The sequence below is a fragment of the Bacillus sp. GC_Bacil_1 genome (genome assembly GCF_026540675.1).
Classification (GTDB): Bacteria; Bacillota; Bacilli; order Bacillales; family Bacillaceae_G; genus Bacillus_A; species Bacillus_A cereus.
Genome location: NZ_JALNUG010000034.1, coordinates 1 through 15,558, shown reverse-complemented (window position 1 = coordinate 15,558; position 15,558 = coordinate 1). Strand labels below are relative to the sequence as shown.

The window sequence follows — 15,558 nt, the reverse complement described above, 5'->3', positions numbered from 1 at the left end:
TATATAAAGAAAAGAACGAAACAAATTGTTTCGTATTTTTTTATTTGTTTTAACAAAAAACTAATAAAGACAGTCAAACTATCCTTAGGACAACTCCTAAGGACTTTTTTATATATTCAAAACCTGTATAATAAAGAGCAGAGAACATTGTGAGTAAAGTAGGTGAAGTCTGTGAGCAAATATGAAGTAACAACAAAATCTTCTGCGGAAACACAAAGGTTATCAGAAAAACTAGGTGAACTCGTAGAGGCACAAGATGTAATTATTTTAGAAGGAGATCTTGGAGCTGGGAAGACGACTTTTACAAAGGGGCTAGCAAAAGGTCTTGGAGTGAAAAGAGTTGTAAATAGTCCTACCTTTAATATTATTAAAGAATATAAAGGAAGATTACCACTATATCATATGGATGTGTATCGCTTAGCAGAAAGCGAAGAGGACTTAGGCTTTGATGAGTATTTCTACGGTGAAGGAATTACGGTAGTGGAATGGGCTCATTTAATAGAAGCATATTTACCGAATGAAAAGTTACAAATTAGTTTATTCCATGCGGGAGATGACACAAGAAAAATTATACTCGAGCCAATTGGAGATCGCTATATTAGATTATGTGAGGAGCTATTACAAGATGAAAGTACTAGCAATTGATACTTCAAATTACGTAATGGGTGTATCCCTTATTGAGGAAGGAAACGTGATTGGGGAAATCATTACAAATTTGACGAAAAACCATTCTGTACGTCTTATGCCAGCTGTAGAGCAACTGTTAAAAGAATGTGGTGTAAAACCGAAGGAATTAACTAAAATCATAGTAGCTGCTGGACCTGGATCATATACAGGTGTTCGCATAGGCGTGACAGCGGCAAAAACATTAGCTTGGTCACTTCAAATACCAATTGTAGGTGTATCAAGTTTAGAGGTAGTAGCTGCAAACGGTGCTAACTTTAATGGATTAATTTGTCCTTTATTTGATGGAAGACGTGGGCAAATCTATACTGGATTATATACATATGAAGGAGAGCAGTTAACTTCAATAGAAGAAGACCGAATTATTCTTATTGTGGACTGGTTGCAAATGTTAAAAGATAAAGGACAGCCTGTTTTATTTATCGGTAATGATGTTAAATTGCATAAAGAAATAATTATAGAACATTTAGGTGATCAAGCTGTATTCGCTCCGTTTACTAAAAATAATCCAAGACCAAGTGAGCTAGCATTCTTAGGGTTACAAAAAGAAGAACAAGATGTGCATACGTTTGTTCCGAGCTATCTTCGTTTAGCTGAAGCTGAAACAAAGTGGTTAGAAAGTCAAAACAAGTAGGGGCCTTGCAGAAGATGGATATGATATTTAGAAAGATGGAACTTGATGATATTGCTCAAATTGTAGCTATTGAAGAAGTGTCTTTTTCAACTCCTTGGACTGCAGATGCCTTTCACCGTGAATTAACGATGAATGAACATGCACATTATATTGTGTTAGAAAAAGATGGTCGTGTAATCGGATATTGTGGATTGTGGATAATCATTGATGAATCACATATAACAAATATAGCTATTTTGCCAGAATACCGAGGTCAAAAATTAGGAGATGCCTTATTGAAAGCAGTTATTTCAGAAGCGAAAGAACTAGGGGTAAAAACAATGACGCTTGAAGTACGTGTATCAAATGAAGTAGCAAAGCAGTTGTACAAAAAATACGGATTTCAAAATGGTGGAATTCGTAAACGATACTATGCAGACAATCAGGAAGATGGTCTTGTAATGTGGGTGAATATATAATGGAAAAAAATACGATTATACTTGGGATTGAAACAAGCTGTGATGAAACAGCGGTAGCGGTTGTTAAAAATGGAACGGAAATTATTGCGAATGTCGTTGCATCACAAATCGAAAGTCATAAACGTTTTGGCGGGGTTGTACCAGAGATTGCATCCCGTCATCATGTAGAAGAAATTACAGTTGTGTTAGAAGAAGCTTTAAAAGAAGCAAATATCACATTTGATGATATTGATGCAATTGCTGTAACAGAAGGGCCTGGTTTAGTAGGAGCACTTTTAATTGGGGTAAATGCAGCGAAGGCAGTAGCTTTTGCACATGATATTCCGTTAGTCGGTGTTCATCATATTGCTGGCCATATTTATGCGAACCGTTTAGTAAAAGAAGTTCAATTCCCGCTATTATCACTTGTTGTATCTGGTGGGCATACAGAACTTGTTTATATGAAAGAACATGGTTCATTTGAAGTAATTGGTGAAACGCGAGATGATGCAGCTGGAGAAGCATATGATAAAGTAGCTCGTACGTTATCTATGCCATATCCAGGTGGTCCTCATATTGATCGTCTTGCACATGAAGGAGAACCAACAATTGATTTGCCTCGTGCATGGCTAGAACCGAATTCATATGATTTTAGCTTTAGTGGATTGAAATCAGCAGTTATCAACACTGTGCATAACGCGAAACAACGTGGTATAGAAATTAAACCAGAAGATTTAGCGGCAAGTTTCCAAGAAAGTGTAATAGATGTACTTGTAACGAAAGCAGCTCGTGCAGCAGAGGCTTATAATGTAAAGCAATTACTTCTTGCTGGTGGAGTAGCTGCTAATAAAGGACTTCGTGCGCGATTAGAAGAAGAATTTGCACAAAAAGAAAACATTGAACTAATTATTCCACCGCTATCTTTATGCACAGATAATGCAGCAATGATTGCAGCGGCAGGGACAATTGCGTATGAACAAGGCAAGCGTGCAACATTAGCCTTAAATGCGAATCCAGGATTAGATATTGAAGCATAGTTATGCACATAATTAACCACAGCTTGTGGATAAAACCCATATTATCTGTTGATAATGTGGGTTTTGTTGTGTATATAAAGTGTTGATATCTTTTTTGATAGTTGTGGATAATGTGTAAAAGTTGTTTTGATAGCTATTTTATAAAGGTGGATATGTGTATAAGTTTGTGGATAAACTAGATGAAGTCTGACCTTTGAATATATTGTTTTTCGGGAAATAAAAAGTAAGAAGATATCCCTGAAAAACATTTTGAAATATCCTTCTATTATAGAGGGTGCTGATATTGTCAATCCTTGTCGGTAAATCGATATTTCGTGTCGAATCGTTTATATATATAGGGTTACGATAGATGTATTTGAAAATTGGTTGATATATTCCGAGTTACCATTGATATATTCAAAAAATTATTTATGTACTTAAAGAAAAAAGATGTCACATAGTCAAAAATCATGACTGATGAGACATCTTTCTTATTTAAATACTCTTATACATGCAGCTCTTCCCACTCTGCCATACAAGTTTCAAGTTGTACTTGTAGCGTTTGTTTTTTAGTTGTAATTTCACTCGCTTTTTCATAATCTGCATATATTTCTGGTAAGCAAAGTTGATCTTCTAACGTAGCAATTTCTTCTTCTAAGTTTACGATGTTTTGTTCTAGTTCTTCAATTTTTCGAGTGCGTTGACGTTCTAATTGTTTACGCTCTTTTTCTTCGAGATAATTTAATTTTTCTTGAGCTACAGTTTTTTGAACAGGTGCCTGATTTTCTTGCTGTTCAAGTTGTTCAAATGCTGCGCGTTCAATCATTTCATTTTTCTTCTCCACATAGTAATCGTAATCCCCTAAATATTCCTGTGCACCTTCTGTTGATAACTCAATCACAGTCGTTGTTACACGGTTAATGAAGTAGCGGTCATGTGAGACAAATAGAAGAGTCCCTGGATAATCAATTAAAGCATTCTCTAAAATCTCTTTACTATTTAAATCAAGGTGGTTCGTAGGCTCATCCAGAATTAATAAATTTGACTTTTGCATCATAAGCTTCGCAAGAGCTAATCGAGCTTTTTGTCCACCACTAAGGGAAGATACTGGTTTCAGTACATCATCTCCTGTAAATAAAAAGTTCCCGAGTATAGTACGGATTTCTTTTTCAGGTTGCAGTGGATATTCATCCCATAGTTCATTTAAAACCCGTTTAGAAGATGTTAAGTTTGCTTGTTCTTGATCATAATAACCAACAGATACATTTGATCCGAAAGAAACATCACCATTTAATAGTGGTAACTTATTCACAATAGATTTTAATAATGTGGATTTCCCAATTCCGTTTGGACCAACTAAAGCAACACTATCTCCGCGAGTTAAGCGCATAGTTACGTTTTCAATTATAGGGTCCTCATCATAGCCAATGGTTGCATCCTTTACTTGTAAAACATCATTTCCACTTTGCTTTTCAATATCGAAGTGGAATGATGCTGACTTAGAATCCCCTAATGGTCTCGTTAATAATTCCATTCTGTCTAGTTGTTTACGGCGACTTTGAGCACGTTTCGTTGTAGAGGCGCGAGCTATATTCTTTTGAACGAAGTCCTCAAGTTTTGCGATTTCATCTTGTTGTTTTTCGTAACGTTTCATTTCTTGCTCATATAATGCTGATTTTAAGTCTAAATATTTACTGTAGTTACCAACAAATCGTCTGCTTTCTTTATTCGAAATTTCATATACTTGTGTAACAAGTTTGTCTAAGAAATAACGGTCATGTGAAACGATTAATATTGCGCCAGGATAACCTTGTAAATATTGCTCAAGCCATGTTAATGTTTCGATGTCTAAATGGTTTGTAGGCTCGTCCAAAATAAGTAAGTCTGGTTTTGTTAATAATAATTTTCCGAGAGCTAATCTTGTTTTTTGCCCACCGCTTAAAGTAGAAATCGTCGTCTGGTGCGTTTCAACTGGGAAGCCAAGGCCGCTTAAAATGGAGCGAATATCCGCTTCATATTGATATCCACCTTGATCTTTATAATTGAGTTGCAATTGGTCATAATCAGCTAACAATCTTTCGTATGTAGCTTCGTTTGAAAAGTTTTCTTCTTTGCCCATTTCTTGCTCAAGCCTTCGAAGTTTTGTCTCCATTTGCTGTAAGTGGGTAAAGACGGTTAGCATTTCATCCCAAATTGTTAAAGACGTTTCTAGGCCGGTATTTTGAGCTAAATACCCGATTGAGACATCTTTCGGTTTTATAATTTCGCCACCATCATGTGATAACTCACCAGCGATAATTTTTAATAATGTAGATTTTCCAGCTCCATTCCTTCCAACTAATGCGATACGATCTTTTGTTTGTACTTCCAATTTTATGTTTGCAAGAATTGTTTCTGCACCGTATAATTTCGAAAGTCCATTTACTTGTAATAAAATCAATGTTTTCACCTCAAATAATTTCTTAACTTTGCCATGTTTATATTTCTCAATCATACTAAAAATAGTGTATAGTTTAAAATAAGAGAGAATACTTCTTCTCTTTATTATACAAGGAATTTAATGAGTGCTAAACTTCTGTATTTGATTAAAGTATATGAATAAAGATAGGAAGAGAGGAGAGGTCATATGGATCAGCAAAAGATTCCACAAGCCACTGCTAAAAGATTGCCTCTATACTATCGATTTATCCAAAACTTATCTCTTTCTGGTAAGCAGCGTGTTTCATCGGCCGAATTGAGTGAAGCGGTAAAAGTAGATTCCGCAACAATACGAAGAGATTTTTCGTATTTTGGAGCGTTAGGGAAAAAGGGATATGGATATAACGTAAATTATTTATTATCATTTTTCCGCGAAACACTTGATCAAGATGATATAACGCGTGTAGCACTTATTGGAGTAGGTAATTTAGGGACCGCTTTCTTACATTATAATTTCACGAAAAACAATAATACAAAAATTGAAATGGCATTTGATGTTAGTGAAGAGAAAGTTGGAACAGAAATCGGGGGCATTCCTGTATACCATTTAGATGAATTAGAAGAGAGATTATCAAATGATATACAAGTGGCAATATTAACAGTACCGGCTACAGTAGCACAAGCTGTAGCAGATAGATTAGCTGAAACGAGCGTGCATGGTATTTTGAATTTCACACCAGCACGATTAAACGTATCAGAGAATATTAGAATTCATCATATTGATTTAGCTGTAGAGTTACAAACATTAGTTTACTTTTTGAAAAACTATCCACAATAAAACGCAGAGGAAGCGACCTCTGCGTTTTATTATTGTTTCTTCTTTGTGAATTTAACTAATATAAGGCGAAGTGCCAAATTAAAATCAATTGTTGCCATAACTGCAAATAGTATTGTCCACACATTCCAGATTGTATCTGTCACGTTCGTAATGGCGAAGCGTGTAAAGATACATCCAAGAAGGAAGTATAGTGCAGCCATGAACAATGGTGAGTTTCTCATACAAAAAATCCTCCGATAAAGCCTTGCATTTTTTCAGCTTCTTTAATCATTTCTTGAATTTGCTCATTGCTCATAAAAATTTGCCCAATAGCGACTAATGTATTCATCGCAACATGAGCTGCAATCGGAACGATAATACGCTTCGTCTTCACATATAAGAAGGCGAATACGAGCCCCATAGCAGTGTATACCAATAAATGAGTAAAATCAAAATGAATTGCTGCGAATACAAGCGAACTAATGATAGCTGCGATAAAGAAGTTAAACTTCTTATAAAGTGCACCAAATAAAATTTTTCTAAATACGATTTCTTCTAAGATAGGTCCAATTATAGATACAACAATAAGGAACCAAGGTGTGGTTCTTGCAATCTCCATCAGTTTCATTGTATTTTCTGAACCTTGTTTAATTCCTAGCAGCTGCATCTCGATCATACCAGCAACTATTTGTGAAAAGAAAGCCAAGAAGAACCCGATGAAAATCCATCCAATAGTAGCTGGAGCAGAAGAGCGCTTTGGATCTAAATGCCTGTCACGAATATCCGTTCTAAGTAACCAAAGTACGATACATAATGCAACAAAGAAGCTAATAATTGCCCAGTGTCCCGTTATGATTTGTCCTTTTTCCTCAATGGTAAATCCTCTATTATCATAGAGTCCTGTTTTTAGGAGAAGTGGCAATCCAACAACGCCAGATAACTGCATTAAAATGTATGTAACGATAATCCACCAGTATTGTTTCTTCAAATGGTTTAACCATCCTTTCTAACTATAGTGTATGAGATAAGTTAGGATAACATGTAAATATGCTACCTACGATATGAACCTCACTTGAATTATGTTTTTTTCGTAAATCCTTATTTGAAATTATAATAGAAGACAGGAGAAAGTTGTGTGTGTAGCGAAAACAACTTAGGGTGTCCTTTCATATTGTAACATACGAGCAGTGGAAACAACGATTCATATAGTAAAGGCAGTATTCTATATAGAAAGTTTATATAGTGATTTGCGAAAAAATTATGATTTTTTTACTTGCAAAAGAAATTGAGATTATTTATTATTATAAGTGTGTTAGCACTCGGATGACTTGAGTGCTAATAAAAGAAATTTACATAACAAAATGAGGAGGTTATTGTTCATGCTAAAGCCATTAGGTGATCGCGTTGTAATTGAGCTTGTTCAAGCAGAAGAAAAAACAGCAAGTGGTATCGTATTACCAGATACTGCAAAAGAAAAACCACAAGAGGGTAAAGTTGTTGCAGTAGGTACTGGTCGAGTGCTTGAGAATGGTGAGCGTGTTGCTTTAGAGGTAGCAGCAGGTGATCTTATCATCTTCTCAAAATATGCAGGTACTGAAGTGAAATATGAAGGTACAGACTACTTGATTTTACGTGAAAGTGACATTTTAGCAGTTATCGGTTAATTATATAAATCTTAAAAAATCCAAGGGGGTCAATTATTATGGCAAAAGATATTAAATTTAGTGAAGAAGCACGTCGTTCGATGCTTCGCGGTGTCGACACTCTTGCAAACGCAGTAAAAGTTACGCTTGGACCAAAAGGTCGTAACGTTGTACTTGAGAAAAAATTTGGTTCACCACTTATTACAAATGATGGTGTAACAATCGCAAAAGAAATCGAATTAGAAGATGCATTCGAAAACATGGGTGCGAAATTAGTAGCAGAAGTTGCTAGCAAAACAAATGACGTAGCTGGTGACGGAACAACAACTGCAACTGTATTAGCGCAAGCTATGATTCGTGAAGGTCTTAAAAACGTAACAGCTGGTGCTAACCCAATGGGTCTTCGTAAAGGTATCGAAAAAGCTGTTACTGCTGCAATTGAAGAATTAAAAACGATTTCTAAACCAATCGAAGGCAAATCTTCTATCGCACAAGTAGCTGCTATTTCTGCAGCTGACGAAGAAGTAGGTCAATTAATCGCTGAAGCAATGGAGCGCGTTGGTAACGATGGCGTTATTACTTTAGAAGAGTCTAAAGGATTCACGACAGAATTAGACGTAGTAGAAGGTATGCAATTTGATCGTGGATATGCATCTCCTTACATGATTACTGATTCTGACAAAATGGAAGCAGTTCTTGATAACCCATATATCTTAATTACTGACAAAAAGATTTCTAACATTCAAGAAATCTTACCGGTATTAGAGCAAGTGGTACAACAAGGTAAACCACTTCTTATCATTGCTGAAGATGTAGAAGGCGAAGCTTTAGCTACATTAGTAGTGAACAAACTTCGTGGTACATTCAATGTAGTAGCTGTTAAAGCTCCTGGATTTGGTGACCGTCGTAAAGCAATGCTAGAAGATATCGCAATCTTAACTGGTGGCGAAGTAATCACTGAAGAATTAGGTCGTGACTTAAAATCTGCTACAGTTGAATCTTTAGGACGCGCTGGTAAAGTTGTTGTTACAAAAGAAAACACAACTGTAGTTGAAGGTATTGGAAATACAGAGCAAATCGCAGCTCGCATCGGTCAAATTCGTGCGCAATTAGAAGAAACAACTTCTGAATTCGATCGTGAAAAATTACAAGAGCGACTTGCTAAACTAGCAGGTGGCGTAGCGGTAATTAAAGTAGGTGCAGCAACTGAAACTGAGTTAAAAGAGCGCAAACTTCGCATTGAAGATGCACTTAACTCAACTCGTGCAGCAGTAGAAGAAGGTATCGTTGCAGGTGGTGGTACTTCACTTATGAACGTATACACGAAAGTAGCTTCTATCGTAGCAGAAGGTGACGAAGCAACAGGTATCAACATCGTACTTCGCGCACTAGAAGAGCCAGTTCGTCAAATCGCAATCAACGCTGGTCTAGAAGGATCTGTAGTTGTAGAGCGTCTAAAAGGCGAAAAAGTAGGCGTTGGTTTCAACGCAGCTACTGGCGAATGGGTTAACATGCTTGAGTCTGGTATCGTAGATCCAGCTAAAGTAACTCGTTCTGCACTTCAAAACGCAGCATCTGTTGCAGCTATGTTCTTAACAACTGAAGCTGTAGTAGCTGACAAGCCAGAACCAAATGCGCCAGCAATGCCTGACATGGGCGGCATGGGCATGGGCGGTATGGGCGGAATGATGTAATTCCGTTTGCCCTAAAAAACATCCATTTCTATATAGAAATGGATGTTTTTTTATGTTTTTTAGAAAAGGAAATGAATTTCTGTAGAATTTTGTCGCTTTCTCTCTTGACCATATAGATACTTCATTGTTAGAATCTAGGAAGATAATATAAAACGATCCTTCATATATCCTCAATGATATGGTTTGAGAGTCTCTACCGGGTTACCGTAAACAACCTGACTATGAAGGCAGTGTGTCTTATATTTATAAAGAGCGGAGACTATCTTTCTTTATAAAGCCAGACCCCTGCCTTTTCTTTGTTATGAGACTAGAGGCGGAGGACTGGCTTTTTTTATTATATTAGTAATGCTTTTCGCTAAATTGGTGAAAATATTTATATACGAGAACTAACGTTGGGGTGATTATTTTGAAGAAGCAACACGATACAATTATCGTTTTAGATTTTGGAAGTCAATACAATCAGTTAATAGCACGTCGAATTCGTGAGTTCGGTGTATACAGTGAACTTCATCCACATACAATTACTGCAGAAGAAATTAAAGCAATGAATCCAAAAGGGATTATTTTCTCTGGTGGACCAAATAGCGTATACGGTGAAGGTGCATTACATTGTGATGAAAAAATCTTCGAACTAGGTTTACCGATCTTCGGTATCTGTTACGGTATGCAGCTTATGACACAACACTTCGGTGGTAAAGTAGAGCGTGCCAACCACCGTGAGTACGGAAAAGCTGTTCTTAAAGTAGAGAACGAATCAAAATTATATGCGAACCTTCCAGAAGAGCAAGTTGTATGGATGAGCCATGGCGACTTAGTAACTGGTTTACCTGAAGGATTCGTAGTAGACGCAACAAGTGAGTCTTGCCCAATTGCTGGTATGAGCAATGAAGCGAAAAACTTATACGGTGTACAATTCCACCCAGAAGTACGTCACTCTGAGCACGGTAACGATTTAATTAAAAACTTCGTATTCGGCGTATGTGGTTGTTCTGAAGGATGGAACATGGAGAACTTTATCGAAGTAGAATTAGAAAAGATTCGTGAAACTGTTGGAGACAAAAAAGTACTATGTGCACTTAGTGGCGGCGTAGACTCTTCTGTTGTAGCAGTATTAATTCATAAAGCAATCGGCGATCAGTTAACATGTATTTTCGTTGACCACGGTTTACTTCGTAAAGGTGAAGCAGAAGGCGTTATGAAAACATTTAGCGAAGGCTTCCATATGAACGTTATTAAAGTGGATGCACAAGAACGTTTCATGAACAAGTTAAAAGGTGTAGAAGATCCAGAACAAAAACGTAAAATCATCGGTAACGAATTCATTTACGTATTTGATGATGAAGCGTCTAAATTACAAGGTATGGACTTCCTAGCACAAGGTACACTTTACACAGATATCGTTGAAAGTGGTACAGCAACTGCACAAACAATTAAATCTCACCATAACGTTGGTGGACTTCCAGAAGACATGCAGTTCAAATTAATTGAGCCTTTAAATACGTTATTTAAAGATGAAGTACGTGTATTAGGATCTGAACTAGGAATTCCTGATGAAATCGTATGGCGTCAACCATTCCCAGGTCCTGGTCTTGGTATTCGTGTATTAGGTGAAATCACAGAAGAGAAATTAGAAATCGTTCGTGAATCTGATGCGATTTTACGTGAAGAAATTATTAAAGCAGGATTAGACCGCGAAATCTGGCAATACTTCACGGCGCTTCCTGGTATGCGTAGCGTAGGTGTTATGGGTGACGAGCGTACTTATGATTACACAGTAGGTATCCGTGCAGTAACATCTATTGACGGTATGACAGCTGACTGGGCACGTATCCCTTGGGACGTACTAGAGAAAATCTCTGTTCGTATCGTAAACGAAGTAAAACACGTTAACCGTATCGTGTATGATGTAACGAGTAAGCCACCAGCAACTATTGAGTGGGAATAGTATTGTAATAAAAAAGATCCATCTATCATTTATGAATAGATGGATCTTTTTGTTTTCGTTATTAATACGAACGAAAATATAAAAATTTATAAAAACGTTCGCTTTTAAATTGACAAAAATACATTCAAGAGTTAATATGAGTATGTAATTCAAACGAAAAGTGAATATTATGCCGTCGTATAATATCGGGGATATGGCCCGAAAGTTTCTACCTAGCTACCGTAAATGGCTTGACTACGAGGCGTTTGTATAAAGATGAGGGGAAACTTGTCTTTGTTTATAGAACGCTTCCATGTATATATGCAATGGAAGCCTTTTTTATTTCTCGGGATAAAAGAGGGCTAGGGTGAAATACGGCGAGTAATCATATAACGGGGGAAACGTAGGATGAAACGCTATTTTCAATTTGATGAGCTCGGTACCAATTATAAGACTGAGTTCATAGCGGGGTTAACAACATTTCTATCTATGGCTTACGTACTGTTTGTCAATCCTGCTACGCTGTCGCTTGGAAATGTTAAAGGGTTACCAGCAGGTACAGGGATGGATCCAGGTGCAGTATTCGTTGCTACGGCATTAGCGGCAGCAATCGGTTCGTTAATTATGGGTATTTTCGCGAAGTATCCAATTGCTTTAGCGCCAGGTATGGGAATTAACGCGTTCTTTGCTTATACAGCAGTGTTAACGATGGGTATTCCGTGGCAAACGGCTATTGCCGGAACATTAATGTCAGGTATTATCTTTATTATTCTTACTGCTTCAGGTATTCGTGAAAAAATCATTAATGCAATTCCATCGGAGTTAAAGTTTGCAGTAGCGGCAGGTATCGGATTGTTCATTGCATTCCTTGGATTCCAAAATGCTGGAATTATCGTGAAAAATGATGCTGTTCTTGTTGGGTTGGGGGACTTAACAAAGGGCACAACGTTACTAGCAATCTTCGGGGTTGTTACGACAATCATCTTCATGATTAAGAAAGTTAATGGTGCAGTATTTTACGGTATGATTCTTACAGCGATCTTAGGAGTGGCAACAGGATTAATTGATACTCCGAAAGCTGTAGTGGGAGCAATACCGAGTCTAGAACCAACGTTCGGTGTGGCGTTAACGCACTTCGGAGATATTTTTACAGTTCAAATGGGGATTGTTATTATAACGTTCTTCTTTATCGATTTCTTTGATACAGCAGGTACGCTTGTAGCGGTTGCGAATCAAGCTGGATTAATGAAGAACAATAAATTACCACGTGCAGGAAAAGCATTATTTGCAGATGCGATTGCAACTGTAATTGGTGCAATCTTGGGTACATCAACAACAACGTCTTACATTGAGTCTTCTGCAGGGGTAGCAGCAGGAGGACGTTCTGGATTTACAGCAGTTGTAACAGCAGGATTCTTCTTACTGGCACTATTCTTCTCGCCATTACTAAGTGTTGTAACGCCAGCTGTAACGGCACCAGCTTTAATTATTGTAGGAATCTTGATGGTTTCTTCTTTAGGGGAAATTGATTGGAAGAAATTCGAGATTGCAGTGCCAGCATTCTTTACAATTATCTCTATGCCACTTACGTATAGTATCGCAACTGGGATTGCGATTGGATTTATCTTCTATCCAATTACAATGGTTGTGAGTGGTCGTCGTAAAGAGGTTCATCCGATTATGTATGTTATGGGAGTTTTATTCGTACTATATTTCATCTACGTTCGTAAATAAAAGGGGTTTTTTAAAAGGTCTAGACTTAAGGGGAGTCTAGACCTTTTTTGCGTCTTCAGAAAATCTTAAGGATTTCCGAGCGTTTTTCTTCAGAAGTTTTCCTATAATAGAAGTTAGGGATTAAAAAAGTAATGGGGGAGATATTGTGGCACACGAAACAATACTTGTCGTAGATGATGAAAAAGAAATTCGGAATTTAATTACAATCTATTTAAAGAATGAAGGATATAAAGTATTACAAGCAGGGGACGGAGAAGAAGGGCTACGTTTACTGGAAGAAAATGAAGTGCATCTAGTCGTATTAGATATTATGATGCCGAAAGTAGATGGTATTCATATGTGTATGAAAGTAAGAGAATCGAAAGAGATGCCTATTATTATGCTTTCTGCGAAAACACAAGATATGGATAAGATTTTAGGATTAACAACAGGAGCAGATGATTACGTAACGAAGCCCTTTAACCCATTAGAGTTAATTGCACGAATTAAATCTCAGTTACGCCGTTATATGAAAATGAATGGTTTTGCTATTCAAAATGAGGACGAGCTAGAAATTGGAGAGATGAAAATAAATATCTCGACCCATAAAGTTATTGTAGAGGGAGAAGAAGTGAAACTAACCCCGAGGGAATTTTCAATTTTAGAATTGCTAGCTAGAAATCCAGGTATGGTGTTTAGTGCGGAGCAAATTTATGAAAAGGTGTGGAACGAACGATCTTTCCAGTCTGATAATACTGTAATGGTGCATATTCGAAAAGTACGTGAAAAGATTGAGGAGAATCCAAGGAAGCCTAGATATATAAAAACAGTATGGGGAGTGGGGTATAAGATTGAAAAAGATATTTAATCCGTTTACTTATGTTAGGAAAATCCGAGAATTGATTGGAAAGATAATAAAGAGCGTGAAACGGAGTATAAGGATTCAACTTATTACGGCGTTTACTGCTTGTGCGTTATTAGGTCTCTTTGTATCAACGAAGATAGTAGCACCTATTTTTGAAGATGCTAGCCAGCATGCCGAGATTAATTACAGAGATGGTATGGAGCAAATTAATCGTAAAGCTCAAAGTACAGCGGAAATGATGGTTGCTGAAAATAAATTAGATGCTGTACAAAATATGATAGAACTAGAAAATGAGAATTTAGAGCAAGAGCATGATGCCTTTAAAATATTAGTTACTGACGAAAATGGTAAAGTTTTGTATAAAACGAAGCAAGCGCAAGAAGAACAAATTAATTTGCATAATACAATTCGTAATGCGACTTCATTTGCTATCAATTATTCAAATAATAATGATATTGAAAGATCAAGAAAAGAGTTTATTACATTCTCGCCTATTACAATTGAAGGTAAGAACTTATATATGTTTGTAAGCGGGATTCCTCAAGGCGAGGTAGTGTATTATAAAGTAGAAGGACCATTCCCATTTTTAATTGGTGTCCTTGTATTCATTTTCTCTTTCTTCTATATAACAAAGAGAAAGATGAAGCAGATTGAAGCAATGGCAGAAGGTGTAAAGGAAATAGAAAAAGGAAACTTAGCGTACCGCATTGAGAAGAAAGGTGAAGATGAGATTGCGTCTTTAACTGAGAATATTAATAATATGGCGGAAGAGCTTATGAATAATATAGAAAAAGAACGTAAATTAGAAAAGCAGAAAAATGAGCTTATTACGAATGTATCTCATGATTTACGTACACCACTTACTTCTATTATGGGTTACTTACGATTACTTCGAGATTCTAAATATGAAAATCAAGAACAACATGATGAGTATACGAGAATTGCTTTTGCAAAGTCGGAGCAGTTAAAGAATTTAATAGAAGATTTATTTGAGTATACGAAGTTAACAAATGAACAAGTTGTATTAGAAAAACAAGAAGTTTGTATGAATGAGTTACTCGAGCAATTAATAGAAGAATTAGTACCGCAGGCGGAAGAGCATGGACTTACGTTTGTTAAGAAGTTTCCTGAGGAACGTGCTTATGCATCGATTGATTCGGAAAAGATGGTTCGTGTATTTGATAATTTACTAATGAATGCGATTAAGTATAGTAAAGATGATGGAGAGATAAAAGTTTCTCTTCAAAGGCAGCGCAGGGATATACAAATTGTAATTGCGAATCATAGTGAAGAGTTTACGAGAGAAGAGTTAGCGAATTTGTTTGAACGTTTCTATAAGAAAGATCAATCTCGAAGTAGAGTAACAGAAGGTTCTGGACTTGGGCTTGCGATTGCGAAAAGTATTGTTGAGTTACAAGGTGGTAGTATTCGAGCTGAATATGAGGAGGGTATTATTCGATTTATCGTCTCTTTACCTATTATAGAAAAATAATAAACGATAGCGTGTTACATGATAAAAAGACTTATTTTAAAAAGAAATAAGTCTTTTTATATTTTTTTAGAAAAACATATTGACGATTAGAGTTTAGAGGTGTAGTATTATACGAGTCGCTGATGACAAAAACGTCGAAAGCAGCAAACGAAATGAAAAACTTAGTTGACATTACAAAATAGAAATGTTAACATAAGGAAGTCGCAAATGAGCGACCAAGT

Annotated in this window: 14 protein-coding genes and 2 riboswitches; of the genes, 11 read left to right on the top strand and 3 right to left on the bottom strand. The window is 36.6% G+C overall.

Going from position 1 to position 15,558, the window contains the following annotated elements:
- The first annotated feature begins 171 nt into the window (after window positions 1-171).
- The 4 genes from tsaE to tsaD are packed head-to-tail and all read left to right on the top strand — an operon-like array spanning window position 172 to window position 2,792.
- The gene (gene tsaE, locus OXT04_RS28985) at window positions 172-645 is read left to right on the top strand and encodes a tRNA (adenosine(37)-N6)-threonylcarbamoyltransferase complex ATPase subunit type 1 TsaE (protein ID WP_000049640.1); all 474 of its coding nucleotides are present in this window, start codon (window positions 172-174) and stop codon (window positions 643-645) included.
- Complete coding sequence (gene tsaB, locus OXT04_RS28980; RefSeq protein ID WP_065229653.1) at window positions 626-1,318, top strand: tRNA (adenosine(37)-N6)-threonylcarbamoyltransferase complex dimerization subunit type 1 TsaB; 693 nt, start codon at window positions 626-628, stop codon at window positions 1,316-1,318. The genes tsaE and tsaB overlap by 20 nt, the downstream gene beginning before the upstream one ends.
- A 14-nt stretch (window positions 1,319-1,332) precedes the next feature.
- Complete coding sequence (gene rimI, locus OXT04_RS28975; protein ID WP_000367207.1) at window positions 1,333-1,776, top strand: ribosomal protein S18-alanine N-acetyltransferase; 444 nt, start codon at window positions 1,333-1,335, stop codon at window positions 1,774-1,776.
- A complete protein-coding gene (gene tsaD, locus OXT04_RS28970; protein ID WP_000414595.1) occupies window positions 1,776-2,792 on the top strand; it encodes a tRNA (adenosine(37)-N6)-threonylcarbamoyltransferase complex transferase subunit TsaD in 1,017 nt (338 codons plus the stop codon). Before rimI ends, tsaD begins: the two co-directional genes overlap by 1 nt.
- A 484-nt stretch (window positions 2,793-3,276) precedes the next feature.
- Here the strand turns inward: tsaD and OXT04_RS28965 are convergent, their stop codons facing one another.
- On the bottom strand, window positions 3,277-5,211 hold the full coding sequence (locus OXT04_RS28965) for an ABC-F family ATP-binding cassette domain-containing protein (RefSeq protein WP_000602180.1): 1,935 nt from the start codon (window positions 5,209-5,211) through the stop codon (window positions 3,277-3,279).
- A gap of 186 nt (window positions 5,212-5,397) precedes the next feature.
- Here OXT04_RS28965 and OXT04_RS28960 point away from each other — a divergent pair, with 186 nt between their 5' ends.
- Complete coding sequence (locus tag OXT04_RS28960) at window positions 5,398-6,027, top strand: redox-sensing transcriptional repressor Rex (protein ID WP_000372699.1); 630 nt, start codon at window positions 5,398-5,400, stop codon at window positions 6,025-6,027.
- A 29-nt stretch (window positions 6,028-6,056) separates the two neighbouring features.
- Here OXT04_RS28960 and OXT04_RS28955 read toward each other — a convergent pair whose 3' ends face one another.
- Window positions 6,057-6,248, bottom strand: coding sequence for a YdiK family protein (locus OXT04_RS28955; protein WP_001246204.1), 192 nt, complete (start codon window positions 6,246-6,248; stop codon window positions 6,057-6,059).
- The gene (locus tag OXT04_RS28950; RefSeq protein ID WP_000745326.1) at window positions 6,245-6,994 is read right to left on the bottom strand and encodes a CPBP family intramembrane glutamic endopeptidase; all 750 of its coding nucleotides are present in this window, start codon (window positions 6,992-6,994) and stop codon (window positions 6,245-6,247) included. Before OXT04_RS28950 ends, OXT04_RS28955 begins: the two co-directional genes overlap by 4 nt.
- 391 nt (window positions 6,995-7,385) lie before the next feature.
- Here OXT04_RS28950 and groES point away from each other — a divergent pair, with 391 nt between their 5' ends.
- The 6 genes from groES to OXT04_RS28920 all read left to right on the top strand — a co-directional run bounded on the left by groES (window position 7,386) and on the right by OXT04_RS28920 (window position 15,337).
- Window positions 7,386-7,670: a co-chaperone GroES gene (gene groES, locus OXT04_RS28945; protein WP_000917311.1), complete on the top strand. Its 285-nt coding sequence runs from the start codon at window positions 7,386-7,388 to the stop codon at window positions 7,668-7,670.
- 38 nt (window positions 7,671-7,708) lie between these two features.
- Window positions 7,709-9,343 carry a chaperonin GroEL gene (gene groL / locus OXT04_RS28940; protein WP_001029992.1) on the top strand — a complete coding sequence of 545 codons (1,635 nt, stop codon included), beginning with the start codon at window positions 7,709-7,711 and terminating at the stop codon, window positions 9,341-9,343.
- A gap of 140 nt (window positions 9,344-9,483) precedes the next feature.
- Window positions 9,484-9,585: riboswitch (purine riboswitch) on the top strand.
- Window positions 9,586-9,749: 164 nt separating this feature from the next.
- The gene (gene guaA / locus OXT04_RS28935) at window positions 9,750-11,288 is read left to right on the top strand and encodes a glutamine-hydrolyzing GMP synthase (RefSeq protein ID WP_000743908.1); all 1,539 of its coding nucleotides are present in this window, start codon (window positions 9,750-9,752) and stop codon (window positions 11,286-11,288) included.
- Window positions 11,289-11,443: 155 nt separating this feature from the next.
- A riboswitch (purine riboswitch) is annotated at window positions 11,444-11,545 on the top strand.
- A gap of 130 nt (window positions 11,546-11,675) precedes the next feature.
- Window positions 11,676-13,001, top strand: coding sequence for an NCS2 family permease (locus OXT04_RS28930; RefSeq protein ID WP_000833096.1), 1,326 nt, complete (start codon window positions 11,676-11,678; stop codon window positions 12,999-13,001).
- A 145-nt stretch (window positions 13,002-13,146) separates the two neighbouring features.
- Window positions 13,147-13,848, top strand: coding sequence for a response regulator transcription factor (locus OXT04_RS28925; protein WP_000929891.1), 702 nt, complete (start codon window positions 13,147-13,149; stop codon window positions 13,846-13,848).
- Window positions 13,832-15,337, top strand: coding sequence for a HAMP domain-containing sensor histidine kinase (locus OXT04_RS28920; protein ID WP_000719238.1), 1,506 nt, complete (start codon window positions 13,832-13,834; stop codon window positions 15,335-15,337). The genes OXT04_RS28925 and OXT04_RS28920 overlap by 17 nt, the downstream gene beginning before the upstream one ends.
- The last annotated feature ends 221 nt before the right edge of the window (window positions 15,338-15,558 follow it).